Source organism: Agromyces sp. Leaf222 (genome assembly GCF_001421565.1).
Lineage (GTDB): Bacteria > Actinomycetota > Actinomycetes > Actinomycetales > Microbacteriaceae > Agromyces.
In genome coordinates, this window is the sequence record NZ_LMKQ01000002.1 from 505,197 (window position 1) to 519,201 (window position 14,005).

Below are 14,005 nucleotides of genomic sequence, written 5' to 3' on the forward strand. Positions count from 1 at the left end.
CGCGTCAGCCGCGCGGGTTCTCGCGATGGCTCGCGGCGACGAGGAGCTTCGTGTACTCGTGCTCGGGGTCGTCGAGCACTCGCGCACTGGGGCCCTGCTCGACGATGCGTCCGTCCCAGAGCACGGTGACCGTGTCGGCGATCTGCCGGACGACGGCGAGGTCGTGCGAGATGAAGAGCACCGCGACGCCGAGGTCCCGACGCAGCGAGCCGATCAGCTCGAGGATCTGGGCCTGCACCGAGACGTCGAGGGCCGAAACCGACTCGTCGCAGATGAGCAGCTCTGGTCGCGGGGCGAGCGCTCGTGCGATGGCGACCCGCTGACGTTGCCCGCCCGAGAGTTCGGCGGGACGCTTGACGGCGAACTCCACGGGGAGGTCGACGAGCTCGAGCAGCGCCGCGACCTCCGACGCGGGCCGCCGGCCGACGTTCAGCGCCTCCCGAAGGATCGATCCGACCGACATCATCGGGTTGAGGGACGAGTACGGGTCCTGGAAGACGATCTGCATCTGGCCCGGCGTTCGCGAGGCCCGACCCGGTGCGAGTGGCACGCCGTCGAAGGCGATCGTGCCGCCGTCCTCGCGTTCGAGGCCGGCGATGCAGCGGGCGAGCGTCGACTTGCCCGACCCCGATTCACCGACGACCCCGGCGATCTCGCCCGGGCGGATCTCGAGTCCGACGCCTTCGAGCACGGTGCGTTCGCCGAACCGCTTCACGAGGCCGGAGGCCGCGAGGAGCGGTGCCGGTCGCGAGGCCGTCTCCGTCGACGGCCCGCCGTCGGTGGCGCTCGCGTCCTGCCGTTCGAGTCGTTCGAGCCGTTCGGCGGTGAACGCGGGATCGGCTGCGATGAGCGCCCGCGTGTACGGATGCTCCGGTGCACTGAGCACGTGCCCGGTCGCGCCGCGCTCGACGACTTCGCCGTGCCGCATCACGAGGACCTCGTCGGTGCGACCGCGAACGAGTCCGAGGTCGTGCGAGATCAGGAGCATCGCCATGCCGCGCGCCGTCTGGAGCGCGCGCAGCAGGTCGAGGATCTCGGCCTGGTTCGAGGCGTCGAGCGCGGTGGTCGGCTCGTCGGCGATGAGCAGCACGGGATCGTTCGCGAGCGCCGCCGCGATCGCGACTCGCTGGCGCATGCCGCCCGAGAGCTCGTGCGGGAAGGCGCGCGCTGCCCGCTCGGGCAGCTTCACCTCGGCGAGGCGGGCGGTGACGGCGTCGTCGAGCTGGCGGCGGCCGAGACGGCGGCCCGTCGCCGCGGCGGCCGCCTCGACGGTCCAGGCGATCTGCACCCCGCAGCGGTGCACGGGTGAGAGGCTCGTGAACGGATCCTGCAGCAGCAGTGACACCGACCGGCCTCGAAGCGGCCGCCACGAGGCATCCGGTGCCGCGAGCGACTGGGAACGATCGCCAAGCTCGAGATCGCCGGACGCCCGGAAACCCGGGGGCAGGAGGCCGATCAGGCTCTTCGCGGTGAGCGTCTTGCCCGAGCCCGACTCGCCGATGAGCGCGAGGGTGCGCCCTTCGGCGATCTCGAACGAGAGTGGCTGCACCATCACCCCGGCGGGGCCGGTCACCTGCACGTCGGTCGCGCGGACCCCGTTCATGCCCGCTCTCCCGCCCGCGTAAGGCGCTGACCGAGCCAGTCGCCGACGAGGTTCGCCGAGCAGGCGACCGCGATGATGAGTACCGCCGGCACGAGGACGGCCGCAGGGTTGTCGAACATGATCGCCCTGGCGTCGGTGAGCTGGCGTCCCCAGTCGGCGGTGCCCGGCGGCACGCCGACGCCGAGGAACGAGAGGGATGAGAAGGCCACGAGCGCGAAGGCGACGTTCAGCATCGCGTTCGTGATGACGAGCGGAGACACGTTCGGCAGGATGTGCCGGAACATGACCCGCCAGCGGGAGAGCGAGAGCATCTGGGCTGCCTCGATGTATGGGCGCGCGGCCTGTTCGAGCACGCCGGCGCGCACGATCCGGATGTCGGAGGGGGAGAAGAGCACGATGAGCAACAGCACGGTGGTCCAGTAGCCGCCGCCGAACACCCCGGAGACGACGATCGCCGCGAGCAGCACGGGCAGGGCGAGCAGCAGGTCGGTCCAGCGGCTGATCGCGAAGTCGAGCCAGCCGCGCTCGTACCCGGCGAGCGTGCCGAGCAGGATGCCGAGGAGCATCGAGCCGAGGGCGACGCACACCGGCCCGACGAGTGCCGAGGCGGCGCCGGCGATGGTGAGGGCGAGGATGTCCCGGCCGAGCTCGTCGGTGCCGAGCGGATGCCCGGGGCTCCCGGGCGGCATCAGGCTCGAGAGGATGTCCTGCGTCGTGGCCTCCGGGAACAGGAGCGGACCGGAGACGACCGCGATGAGGGCGAGCCCGAGCACGGCGAAGGACGCCCAGATCGTGACGGGGACACGGTGGCGGGAGCGGAAGGCGATGCCGACGGCGCCGATCGACGCGCTCATGCGGTCGCCCCTTTCGCCCGCACGCGCGGGTCGAGCAGCAGGTAGGCCAGGTCGGCGAGCAGCGCGATGACGGCGATCGCGGCCGCGACGAGCAGTGTCAGCGCCTGCACGACGGCGAGGTCCTTGAAGAGCACGGAGTCCTGCAGCAGGGTGCCGAGGCCGGGCAGCGCGTACGTCGTCTCGGCGAGCACGGTGCCGCCGACGAGGAAGGTGAGCACGAGGCTCGCGCCGGTCACGATCGGGATGGCCGCGTTGCGGAGCGCGATCGTGCGAACGCGGCGCTCCGGGATGCCCCTCGCCCGCGCCGAGGTCACGTAGTCGGCGTCGAGTTCGCGCAGCATGGCGGTGCGGGTGAGCTTCAGGATGATCGCGCCGAGGCCGAGCGCCAGGGTCACCGCCGGCAGCACGAGGTGGTGGAGGGTGTCGAGCGGGCCGCGCCCGGCGCCGTAGACCGGGAAGATCGGAAGGTAGTACGCGAACACGTACAGCAGCAGGAGGCCGACGGCGAACGTCGGGGCGGAGAGGCCGACGACGCCGAGCGCCGATGCCGTGCGGTCGACCCAGCCGCCCGCGTGCACGGCGCTGCGCATGCCGAGGGGGATCGCGACGGCGAGCGCGATCGCGAAGGCGAGCCCGCAGAGCGCGAGGGTGAGGCCGAGGCGCGATCCGATCGCATCGGCCACGGAGGTCTGCAGGCGGATGGATTCCCCGAGGTCTCCCGTCAGCACGCCGCCCAGCCAACGGAAGTACTGCACCGGCAGTGGATCGTCGAGGTGGTACTGCGCCCGGATCGCGGCGACCGCCTCGGGCGAGACCGGCCGGTTTCCGAGCAACGTCTTGACGAGGTCGCCCGGGGCGAGGTGCACCATCGAGAAGACCACGATCGACAACACGAAGAGGATGGTGAGCGTGCCGAGCACGCGCACCGCGAGCATGCGGCCCATGGGCCGCGCTCGCGATGCGCGCACTCGGTTCGGGGAATCGTTCGTCACTGCTCGGCGCGATAGAGCTGGGTCGGCCAGGCGGAGATGAACGCGAAGGAGCTGTAGTCGCGGATGCCGAGGTCCTTGGCGAAGGCGGTGGCCGACTGGCCCCACCACAGCGGCACGTTCACGGCGTCCTCGGCTTGCAGGGTCTCGGCCTGGATGAGCAGGTCGATGCGGGCCGCCGGGTCGGACTCGGCGCCCGCCTGGGCGATGAGGTCGTCGATCTCGGGGTTGGAGTAGGCCGCCGGGTTTCCCGCGCCGAGGAGGTAGCTCGGCACCTCGGCCGGGTCTCCGAGCGTCGAGAAGTACCACATGAGGCCGACGCCGTAGCTGGACGAGGCGTCGAGGCTCGCGAGCCATTCCTCGATCGGCACCTCGCGCACGTTCAGGGTGATGCCGATCTTCGAGAGGTTCTCGGCGAGCGACTGCGCGGCGCTGCCGAGCTGCGGCCCGGTTGAGGGCGTGAGGATCTCGGTCTCGAACCCGTCGGGGTGGTCGGATGCGGCGAGGGCCGCCTTCGCGGCGTCGAGGTCGAAGCCCCATTGCGGGATGCCGGAGAGCCGCTCGCGGGCCTCCTCAGCGGAGTACGCCTTGCCGAGCGACTCGGGCGTCATCATGGCCGTTGCCGCCTCACCGTGGCCGCGGAGCAGCTTCTCGACGACCGCTTCGCGGTCGATCGAGTGGGCGAACGCCTCGCGCACCTTCGGGTCGTCGAAGGGTGCGAGCCCGGTGTTGAAGTACAGGCCGACGTAGGAGAGATCGTTGACGTACTCGACCCGCATGGTGTCGAGCTGCTCCCACTGCGTGGACTGCGCGAGGGGCACGTTGAACGCGACGTCGACATCGCCCGACTGCGCGGCGAGCAGCCTGGTCGATTCGTCGGGGATGAACTCGACCTGGATGCTCTTCACCTTGGGCGTCTCGCCCCACCAGGTGTCGACGCGTTCGAGGGTCACGTGCGAGTCGGGCACGAACTCGGTGACCTGGTAGGGCCCGGAGCCGAGCAGCAGCGACGAGGCGGTGCCGATCTTGCCGTCGTGCTCCTCCCAGAACGCCTGCGAGGTGATGAACGCGGCGCCGCCGGTGGACATGTTCGCCGCGAATGCGGCGTCGGGTGCGGTGAGGGTGACGGTGACCTCGTGCTCCCCGGTCTTCTCGATGGTGTCGACGCCGCCGAGGTAGTACGCCAGCCCGGGAGAGGCCGTCTCGTCGCGCGCCTGCTCGAGGCTGAACACGACGTCGTCGGCGGTCACGGGCGTGCCGTCCTGGAACTTCGCGTCGTCCCGCAGTTCGTAGACGTACGTGACGTCGTCGGTCTGCTCCCAGGATTCGGCGAGTCCGGGCTGGATCTTGCCCTCGGCGTCGATGGAGACGAGGCCCTCCTGCGCGATGGAGGCGATGTAGTAGTTGAGGATGCCGGCCTCCTGTCCGATGTACAGGCTCGAGAGCGAACCGGGCAGGGCGACGGTGATCTCGGCGATCTCCTCGCCGGTGTCGGCGCCGACCGAGGTGTCGGGTGCGCCCGCCGCGCATGCGGCGAGCAGCAGCACACCTGCGGCCGCCGCGCTCGCCCGCGCGGTGCGGGTCAGCGTTGTACTGGACATGGGGGATGCCTCCTCTGTGGATGGGGTGTACCGGATCGTGGATCCGGGAGTCAGGACGAACCGCGCGCGGTGCCCGTGGCTGCGTCGGCGGGCCTCGTCGACGGCGTCGACGCCGGTCGTCGGCGGCCGATGGGCGGTGAGCGCACGCAGCGCGGCGGCGACGGCGGGGATCCCGGCGGCCTCGACGAGCGTGGTCGCGATCGTGCTGCGGCTCATCGCGGGTGACAGGCCGGCCGCACGGACGCCGCCGGGCTGCGGGACGGCGGCGAATGCGCTCTCGGCGACGAAGGTCGCACCGAACCCGCTCATGACGAGGGCGATGGCGGCGTCGGCTCGCGATACGGCGAGGTCGGCCCGGTTCGCGTCGCGGCCGATGCGGGCGGCGACGGCGTCGGCGCAGGTGCCGGCCCCGCGGATCCACGGGAGGTCGGCGAGCGACCCGGGCGCGATGCGGGGCGAGGGCTCCACGTCGGATGGGCCGAGGATCGCGAGCACCTCCTCGCTGAAGAGGAACGTGGTGCGCAGTCCGTCGCGACGGGCCTTCGCGATGCTCGGCACCGGGGAGGCGAGTCGCGTGGTGACGGCGATGTCTGCCCGACCGTCGCGGACCATGTCGAGGGCCGCAGCGTCTTCGGCCTCGATGAGCGAGACCTCGACGCCGGGCGTGGAGGCCGCGAGCGTGCGGAGGGCGGGGGCGACGGTCGAGGCGATCGCCTCCGCGTCGGCGACGATGCGCACCGCGCCCGCGCGACGGCCGAGCATGCGCGCGAGGTCGGAGGCGGCCGCCGTGAGGCTCGCGTCGATGCGCGGCGCGTGCTCCGCGAGCAGCGCGCCGACGGGCGTGAGCCTGGCCGATCTCGCGGTGCGGGCGACGAGCGAGGCGCCGAGTCTCGACTCGAGGCGCTGCACGTGCTGGGTGATGGTGGGCTGCGTGTACCCGAGCATCCGGGCCGCGGCGCTGATGGAGCCGGTGCGGTCGATGGCCACGAGGATTCGCAGCGAATGCAGGTCGAGTGCGCGGGTCAGGGAATCGACTGCGGCGAATTCGACTTCATCCATAGGGAGATGCTATAGATTCTCCGATTTCCATCAAGTAACAATATGTCAACAAGATCACGACGGAGGAGCCGGAATGACCGGAGCAGCTGGTGCGACCACGAACCACGACGCCTGGAACGACGCACGCGACCACGCCGTGTGGTCGGGCTTCGGGCTCGCGACCCTCGCCGCCACGAACTGGCTCGGCGCCGAGCCCGGCGAAGTCGACGGGCTGCCGGGTCGCTGGCATGCCGAAGGCGGCCGCGTCATCGGCACGGACATCTCGGGCGAGGGCCGTGTCGTTCTGGCCCCTGACGAGGAGTTCGGACTCGAGGGCGTGCTGCTGCGCGGATTCGAACGCGACGGGTCGCTCGCGCTCCGCGTCTACGACCGGGCGGCGCCCGCGCGACGCGGGATCTCCGGGATCGAGCGCCATCCGTACGATCCGAGTCTCAGGGTGGTCGGGCGGTTCGAGGCAGACGGTGGGCTCAGGTCCGAGACGGTCTCGGTCGACGACCATCGCGCCGACGCCGAGTTCGCCGGCCGCGTGCACCTCGAGCTCGACGGGAGGCCCCTCGCGCTCGACGTGGCCCGCACCGACGACACCCGCGCCGCCGACGGCCGCATCGAGGAGGGGCTCTTCGCCGCGTTCAGCGACGGCACCGGCCGTCAGGAGGGCTACCCGTTCCGATTCCTCCGAATGCCGGCGCCGGCCGCCGACGCAACCCTCGTCGTCGACCTGAACCGCGCGTACCTGCCGCCCTGCGCGTTCTCGGACCACTACGTGTGCGTGCTTCCGACCCCGCAGAACCGGTGGACGATCGACGTGCGCGGGGGCGAACGCGCCGTGCGCTGAGTCGCCGGCCTCTCGTGCGGGTGCACGCCGAGACGGCGGGCTCGCGACGACGACGCGTCGCGGCATCCGGATTCCCAGCAGAACCACGTATCCTGAACCCCTATGGACGATTTCTGGGCGAATGCGATCTGGTCGCTCGCGCCGACCGTGCTCATCGGACTCATCTTCTGGTTCGTGATGCGCGCGATCCTGCGCGCCGACCGCACCGAGCGTGCGGCGTACGCCCAGATCGAGGCCGAGGAGCGCGCGAAGCTCGGCCTACCGCGCCGGCCCGATCGCGGCACCGAGCGCCCCGCCGACTGACTCCATGAGCTCGGAGGAGACCGCGACGGTCACGGCTATCGTGACCTTCACGCTGCTCGCGATCGATCTCGTGATCCGCGTGATCGCGATCATCGTGGTTCCCCGCAACCGCCGTCCGACCGCGGGCATGGCGTGGCTGCTCGCCATCTTCTTCATCCCGTACCTCGGGGTGCTCTTCTTCCTGCTCATCGGCAATCCGAAGCTGCCGAAGCGCCGCCGTGAAAAGCAGGCCGAGGTCGACGAGTTCATCCGCGAGTCGACGCACGGCGTCGAGCGGGTCAGCGACTCCAGCGGATGGCCGGCCTGGTTCGAGGGCGTGGTGCACCTGAACCGCAACCTCGGGTCGATGCCGCTCATCGGCTCGAACAGCGCGAGCCTGATCGGCGGCTACCAGGATTCGCTCGACGCGATGACCGCCGCCGTGGCCGGGGCGAAGCGGTACGTGCACGTCGAGTTCTACATCCTCGCGCTCGACAAGACGACCGAGCCGTTCTTCGCGGCGCTCGGCGACGCGGTCGAGCGGGGCGTGCAGGTGCGCGTGTTGCTCGACCACATCGCCTCGCTGCGGTCCAAGGGATACCGCCGCACGCTGCGACGCCTCGACGACATCGGCGCGTCGTGGCAGCTCATGCTCCCGGTGCAGCCGTTCAAGGGGCGGTACCAGCGGCCGGACCTGCGCAACCACCGCAAGATCCTCGTCGTCGACGGCGAGGTCGCGTTCATGGGCTCGCAGAACCTCATCGACCGCAGCTACAACAAGCGGGGCAACATCCGTCGCGGGCTCAAGTGGAAGGAGCTCGTGACGCGCCTCGAGGGGCCGATCGTCTCGGGTCTCGACGCGATCTTCCGCACCGACTGGTACCTCGAGACGGGCGAGGAGCTCACTCGCGACATCCCAGACGCGTTCGACCAGCCGAGCGAGGCGCAGGACCTCGACTGCCAGGTCGTGCCGAGCGGGCCCGGGTTCCCGAACCAGAACAATCTGAAGCTGTTCCTCGCGCTGCTCTACGCGGCCAAGCAGAAGCTCATCATCACGAGCCCGTACTTCGTGCCCGACGAGGCCATGCTCTACGCGATCAGCGGCGCGACGCAGCGGGGCGTGCACGTCGAGTTGTTCGTCTCCGAGATCGGCGACCAGGCGCTCGTCTACCACGCGCAGCGTTCGTACTACGAGGCGCTGCTGCGCGCCGGCGTGAAGATCTACATGTACAAGGCGCCGTACATCCTGCACGCCAAGCACTTCACGATCGACGAGGATGTCGCGGTCATCGGCTCGAGCAACATGGACATCCGCTCGTTCGAGCTGAACATGGAGGTCTCGCTGCTGGTGCGGGGCCGCTCGTTCGTGCAGGAGATGCGGGCCGTCGAAGACGGCTACCGCGCCGACAGCCGCGAGCTCACGCTCGACGAGTGGATGCGCCAGCCGATCCGCTCGACGGTGCTCGACAACCTCGCACGGCTCACCTCGGCGCTGCAGTAGCGGGCCTCGTCGCGGCGGTCGCGGCCGTCGCTGCGACGCGGTCCGCCGCGCCGTGGTGCAGAGCGGTGCGGATGCCGCGGGCGGGCGCCCTTCGTCAGGCGCGCGGCTTGAGGCGCACCGTCGGCAGTTCGGGCGCCGGGAGCGGGGCGCCGTCGAAGCCGTCGACCGTGCCGAAGCGGCCGTCGGCGTCGCCGCGCGCGATGACGTCGGCCTGCCAGGTGCGCCGGAACTCCGCGACCTCCTCGTGGGAGCGCCCGATGAAGTTCCACCACATCACGAGCTCCTCGCCGAACGGCACGCCGCCGATGAGGATCACGCGGGCGGGCCCGTGCTCGCCTGCACGCAGCCGCACGCCCTCGTGACCGAGGCCGAGGTATCCGAGCTCGTTCGCAGCGAGCTGCGTCGTGTGGCCCGCGACGGCGAGCGGATCGGCGTCGGCCGGGCCGGTGTCGGACTCGCTCTCGAGCGCTGCGACCGTCGCGGTCACCGGGCCCCGGTCGACGAGCAGTCCGTGCTCGAACGCGGGGTCGAGCTCGATCCACGCCTCGCCGCCGGCCGGCAGCTCGACCTGCGCGCCGACGAGCGGCGTGAAGACGGTGACGGACGTCTCGGCGTCGATGCCCGGGAGCGTTCCGGCGAACACGCGCACCACGGCGTCGTCGACCGAGACGGGCACGGTCTCGGAATGCTCGAAGAACGGCGCGACGGCGCGTGCGGCATCCGGAAGCGCGACCCAGAGCTGCACGCCGTGCAGTCGCGTGGTGTCGGGCGTCGAGACCTCGGAGTGGGCGATGCCCCGCCCGGCGGTCATGAGGTTCACGGCACCGGGCCGCACGAACTCGGCGCTGCCGGTGCTGTCGTGGTGCTCGATCTCGCCCTCGAAGAGCCAGCTCACCGTCTGCAGGCCCGTGTGCGGGTGCGGGGGCACGACCATGCCGCCGGATGCCGCGACCTCGTCGGGCCCGTAGTGGTCGGCGAAGCACCAGGCTCCGATCGTCGTGCGTCCGCGCTGGGGCAGGGTGCGGCGGACGTTCATCGCGCGCGGCCCGCCGAGCGGCACGTCACGGGGCTGGAGCACCGTGATCTGGGCGGCGCTCGATGCCTCAGGAGGGCACACGAGCTCGACGGGATCGCGTTCGAGATTGCTCATGCCCGCATGCTAGACCCGATACCATTACGGCATGCACTCCTCGCTCACCCTTCGTCGTGCAGGCCTCGCAACCGTGGCCGTGGCATCCGTGTTCCTGCTCTCCGCGTGCAACCCCAGCCCTCGTGCGATCGAGAGCTTCGCCGGGATGCCCGTGAGCGATCACGCAGGCGAAGAGGGCACCGGAGACGACGAGGGCGTCGCCGACGAGGAGACCGCGACCGAGGGCCTCTCGGCCCAGTGGCTCGGGCAGGGCGGCCAGCTCGCCGTCACGATCTCGGGCAGCTCGACCTGCCCGCCTGTCGGCACCAAGGTCAACGTCCTCGACCGCGCAGGCGAGGGCAACCGCGTCTCGGTCGACGTCGCCGAGATCCCCGCCGACCAGGTCTGCACCATGGACTTCGTGCCGCACACCACCGTCTTCTGGAGCCCGGTGTTCGTCACCACGACCGAGCCCCTCGTGGTCGAGGTCGGCGACCAGTCCGTGACCGTCCCGATCAAGTAGTCGCGCGCGGGCGGCGAACGAGCAGTTCGCCGATCTCGCAGTCGAGGGCTTCGCAGATCGCCTGAAGCGTCGAGAAGCGGATGGCGCGCGCCCGGTCGTTCTTCAGCACGCTGAGGTTGACGACGCTGACGCCGACGAGTTCGCTCAAACGGGCGAGCGTCATGCCCCTCGCCTCGAGCAGCACGTCGAGCCGGCAGTGCACGTCGGATGCCTCGTCGGGTTCGGCGGGCGGCATCAGACGAGCCCCTCGGTGTCGCGGCGCATGCGGTCGCCGATCGAGAACACCACGGTGGCGAGGGCCGCGATGAATGCGATGAGCAGCAGCGGCACCAGGTCGACGGCCATGACGACGTTGTCGAACGAGCGTTCGCTGACCTGCGCGAACGCGCCGTTCGCGGCCATGTTCGCGAAGAACGGCACGGCGGCGTAGCCGAGGAGGCCGGTGAAGCCCGCGACGGTCACGAGTCGCGTGTTGCGCCGGCTGAAGACCCGACCCCGCATGACCGACCAGCTGAGCAGCACGAGGCAGGTGACGACCACGACGACCGTGGTCGCGGCGACGACCTGCTCGATCACGAGCGAGGCGAGCGAGAGCGTCGGCAGCGACTCGGCCGTGATCGACGCCCGGTCGAGGACGACCGGGAGCGGGGCGCCGTCGGGTCCGATCGGCGCCTCGGCCACCGTGCCGGCGAATTCGGCGGGCACCTGCACGTCGCGGTTCGGCAGCACCTCGACGATGCGCTGCACCGCCGCGATCACCGCCCAGACGGCGATGACGGCGCCGGCACCGAGGAAGGCCCACATGCCCGCCAGGTCGCCGCGGCTCGGCCGGTACTGCTGGGTCGTGGTGGTCATGACACGCTCCATAACGAATATCGATAATAACGAATATCGATACGGTAGGCCGAGTCCGTCGCGGCTGTCAACCCGCGGACGCGATTCCCGAGCGCCCGCCCCGCGACATCCGCCACTCCGGAACGTGCACGACGTCGGATGTCACGGCGGTGCGCCCACGGCGAACACCGGCCCACGCGGCATCCGTGCTGGTTACGCTCGATGTATCGGCGCCCCCTGCCCTGAGGGGTCGAGAGGAGTAGAGCATGTTCGAGAGATTCACCGACCGAGCCCGTCGTGTCGTCGTCCTGGCCCAAGAAGAGGCCAAGATGCTCAACCACAACTACATCGGCACCGAGCACATCCTGCTCGGGCTCATCCACGAGGGTGAAGGCGTCGCCGCCAAGGCGCTCGAATCGCTCGGTATCTCGCTCGACGCGGTTCGCGAGCAGGTGCAGGACATCATCGGCCAGGGTCAGCAGCAGCCGACCGGGCACATCCCGTTCACGCCGCGCGCCAAGAAGGTCCTCGAGCTCTCGCTTCGCGAGGCGCTGCAGCTGGGCCACAACTACATCGGCACCGAGCACATCCTGCTCGGGCTCATCCGCGAGGGTGAGGGCGTCGCCGCCCAGGTGCTCGTGAAGCTCGGCGCCGACCTCAACCGCGTGCGCCAGCAGGTCATCCAGCTGCTCTCCGGCTACCAGGGCAAGGAGCAGGTGCAGGTCGGCGCGAACGACCAGCAGCAGCCCCAGGGCGGCTCGCAGATCCTCGACCAGTTCGGCCGCAACCTCACGCAGGCCGCTCGCGAGTCCAAGCTCGACCCCGTGATCGGGCGCGAGAAGGAGATCGAGCGGGTCATGCAGATCCTCTCGCGTCGCTCGAAGAACAACCCGGTGCTGATCGGCGAGCCCGGCGTCGGCAAGACCGCCGTCGTCGAGGGCCTCGCACAGGCCATCGTCAAGAACGAGGTCCCCGAGACGCTGAAGGACAAGCAGCTCTACTCGCTCGACCTCGGCTCGCTCATCGCCGGCTCGCGCTACCGCGGCGACTTCGAGGAGCGACTGAAGAAGGTCACGAAGGAGATCCGCACGCGCGGCGACATCATCGTCTTCATCGACGAGATCCACACCCTCGTGGGTGCGGGTGCCGCTGAGGGCGCGATCGACGCGGCCTCGATCCTGAAGCCGCTGCTCGCCCGCGGCGAACTGCAGACCATCGGCGCCACGACGCTCGACGAGTACCGCAAGCACTTCGAGAAGGATGCCGCGCTCGAGCGCCGCTTCCAGCCGATCCAGGTGCAGGAGCCGTCGCTGCCCCACGCGATCAACATCCTCAAGGGCCTGCGCGACCGCTACGAGGCGCACCACAAGGTGTCCATCACCGACGGTGCCATCGTCGCCGCGGCGAACCTCGCCGATCGCTACATCAGCGACCGCTTCCTGCCCGACAAGGCCATCGACCTGATCGACGAGGCCGGCGCACGCCTGCGTCTGTCGATCCTCTCGTCGCCGCCCGAGCTGCGCGAGTTCGACGAGAAGATCGCCGTCGTCCGCGCCGCCAAGGAGACGGCCATCGAGGAGCAGGACTTCGAGAAGGCCGCATCCCTCCGCGACGAGGAGAAGAACCTCCTCGGCGAGCGTCTGCGCCTCGAGAAGCAGTGGAAGGCCGGCGACGTCAAGACCACCGCGGTGGTCGACGAGGGCCTGATCGCCGAGGTGCTCGCGCAGGCCACCGGCATCCCGGTGTTCAAGCTCACCGAAGAGGAGTCCTCGCGACTCGTCTTCATGGAGAAGGCGCTGCACCAGCGCGTCATCGGCCAGGAGGAGGCGATCTCCGCACTGTCGAAGACCATCCGTCGCACCCGCGCCGGCCTCAAGGACCCGCACCGCCCCTCGGGCTCGTTCATCTTCGCCGGCCCCACGGGCGTCGGCAAGACCGAGCTCGCCAAGGCGCTCGCGGAGTTCCTCTTCGACGACGAGGCCGCGATGATCTCGCTCGATATGTCCGAATACGGCGAGAAGCACACCGTCTCCCGACTGTTCGGCGCCCCTCCCGGGTTCGTCGGCTTCGAGGAGGGCGGCCAGCTCACCGAGAAGGTACGCCGCAAGCCGTTCTCCGTGGTGCTCTTCGACGAGATCGAGAAGGCCCACCCCGACATCTTCAACTCGCTCCTGCAGATCCTCGAAGAGGGTCGCCTGACCGACGGCCAGGGTCGCGTGATCGACTTCAAGAACACCGTCATCATCATGACGACGAACCTCGGCACGAAGGACATCTCGAGCGGGCCGGTCGGCTTCGCCCTCGAGGGCGACTCGCGCACGGGCTACGACCTCATGAGCGGCAAGGTGAAGGAGGAGCTGAAGAAGCACTTCAAGCCCGAGTTCCTGAACCGCGTCGACGAGATCATCGTCTTCCCGCAGCTGACGAAGCCCGAGCTGCTGCAGATCGTCGACCTGTTCCTGAAGCGCCTCGGCGACCGCATGCTCGACCGCGACATGACGGTCGACCTCACGACGCCCGCGAAGGAGCGCCTCATCGACCTCGGGTTCGACCCGGCACTGGGCGCACGCCCGCTGCGCCGGGCGGTGCAGCGCGAGATCGAAGACCGCCTCTCGGAGAAGATCCTGCACGGCGAGCTCAACGCCGGCGATCACGTGCACGTCGACTTCGCCGACAACGAGTTCGTGTTCACGACGACCCAGCGGGCGCTGCCCGTCGCGATCGGCGTCAACACGGGTGCGGCGATCGGCACCGGGCCGGCGACGCCCGACCTCGCGGTCACGTCGGACTAGGCT

General features: G+C 70.1%; 12 protein-coding genes. 5 read left to right on the forward strand and 7 right to left on the reverse strand.

The window, feature by feature from the left end; genetic code table 11:
* Positions 1-4: 4 nt before the first annotated feature.
* The 4 genes from ASE68_RS17165 to ASE68_RS17180 are packed head-to-tail and all read right to left on the reverse strand — an operon-like array spanning position 5 to position 6,106.
* A complete protein-coding gene (locus ASE68_RS17165) occupies positions 5-1,603 on the reverse strand; it encodes an ABC transporter ATP-binding protein (RefSeq protein ID WP_055862426.1) in 1,599 nt (532 codons plus the stop codon).
* Entirely contained in the window at positions 1,600-2,457 is an 858-nt protein-coding gene (locus tag ASE68_RS17170; protein WP_055862428.1) for an ABC transporter permease, read from the reverse strand. The genes ASE68_RS17165 and ASE68_RS17170 overlap by 4 nt, the downstream gene beginning before the upstream one ends.
* Positions 2,454-3,401 carry an ABC transporter permease gene (locus ASE68_RS17175; RefSeq protein WP_055862430.1) on the reverse strand — a complete coding sequence of 316 codons (948 nt, stop codon included), beginning with the start codon at positions 3,399-3,401 and terminating at the stop codon, positions 2,454-2,456. The genes ASE68_RS17170 and ASE68_RS17175 overlap by 4 nt, the downstream gene beginning before the upstream one ends.
* A 44-nt stretch (positions 3,402-3,445) precedes the next feature.
* A complete protein-coding gene (locus ASE68_RS17180) occupies positions 3,446-6,106 on the reverse strand; it encodes an ABC transporter substrate-binding protein (RefSeq protein WP_055862431.1) in 2,661 nt (886 codons plus the stop codon).
* Between the two features lie 73 nt (positions 6,107-6,179).
* Between ASE68_RS17180 and ASE68_RS17185 the strand changes: the two genes are divergently transcribed.
* The 3 genes from ASE68_RS17185 to cls all read left to right on the forward strand — a co-directional run bounded on the left by ASE68_RS17185 (position 6,180) and on the right by cls (position 8,724).
* Positions 6,180-6,941: a DUF1684 domain-containing protein gene (locus ASE68_RS17185; protein ID WP_055862434.1), complete on the forward strand. Its 762-nt coding sequence runs from the start codon at positions 6,180-6,182 to the stop codon at positions 6,939-6,941.
* Between the two features lie 102 nt (positions 6,942-7,043).
* A complete protein-coding gene (locus ASE68_RS17190; RefSeq protein ID WP_055862435.1) occupies positions 7,044-7,244 on the forward strand; it encodes a hypothetical protein in 201 nt (66 codons plus the stop codon).
* A 4-nt stretch (positions 7,245-7,248) separates the two neighbouring features.
* Positions 7,249-8,724, forward strand: coding sequence for a cardiolipin synthase (cls, locus tag ASE68_RS17195; RefSeq protein ID WP_055862437.1), 1,476 nt, complete (start codon positions 7,249-7,251; stop codon positions 8,722-8,724).
* Between the two features lie 94 nt (positions 8,725-8,818).
* Here the strand turns inward: cls and ASE68_RS17200 are convergent, their stop codons facing one another.
* Positions 8,819-9,874, reverse strand: a complete 1,056-nt coding sequence (locus tag ASE68_RS17200; RefSeq protein ID WP_055862439.1) for a pirin family protein — start codon at positions 9,872-9,874, stop codon at positions 8,819-8,821.
* 31 nt (positions 9,875-9,905) lie between these two features.
* Here ASE68_RS17200 and ASE68_RS17205 point away from each other — a divergent pair, with 31 nt between their 5' ends.
* A complete protein-coding gene (locus ASE68_RS17205) occupies positions 9,906-10,376 on the forward strand; it encodes a hypothetical protein (protein ID WP_055862441.1) in 471 nt (156 codons plus the stop codon).
* Here ASE68_RS17205 and ASE68_RS17210 read toward each other — a convergent pair.
* Entirely contained in the window at positions 10,369-10,611 is a 243-nt protein-coding gene (locus ASE68_RS17210; RefSeq protein WP_055862443.1) for a helix-turn-helix transcriptional regulator, read from the reverse strand. The two genes, ASE68_RS17205 and ASE68_RS17210, sit on opposite strands and share 8 nt — an antisense overlap.
* Positions 10,611-11,231 carry a hypothetical protein gene (locus ASE68_RS17215; protein ID WP_157421739.1) on the reverse strand — a complete coding sequence of 207 codons (621 nt, stop codon included), beginning with the start codon at positions 11,229-11,231 and terminating at the stop codon, positions 10,611-10,613. The genes ASE68_RS17210 and ASE68_RS17215 overlap by 1 nt, the downstream gene beginning before the upstream one ends.
* 245 nt (positions 11,232-11,476) lie before the next feature.
* On the opposite strand from ASE68_RS17215, the gene ASE68_RS17220 reads away from it, so the two are divergent.
* On the forward strand, positions 11,477-14,002 hold the full coding sequence (locus ASE68_RS17220) for an ATP-dependent Clp protease ATP-binding subunit (protein WP_055862447.1): 2,526 nt from the start codon (positions 11,477-11,479) through the stop codon (positions 14,000-14,002).
* The last annotated feature ends 3 nt before the right edge of the window (positions 14,003-14,005 follow it).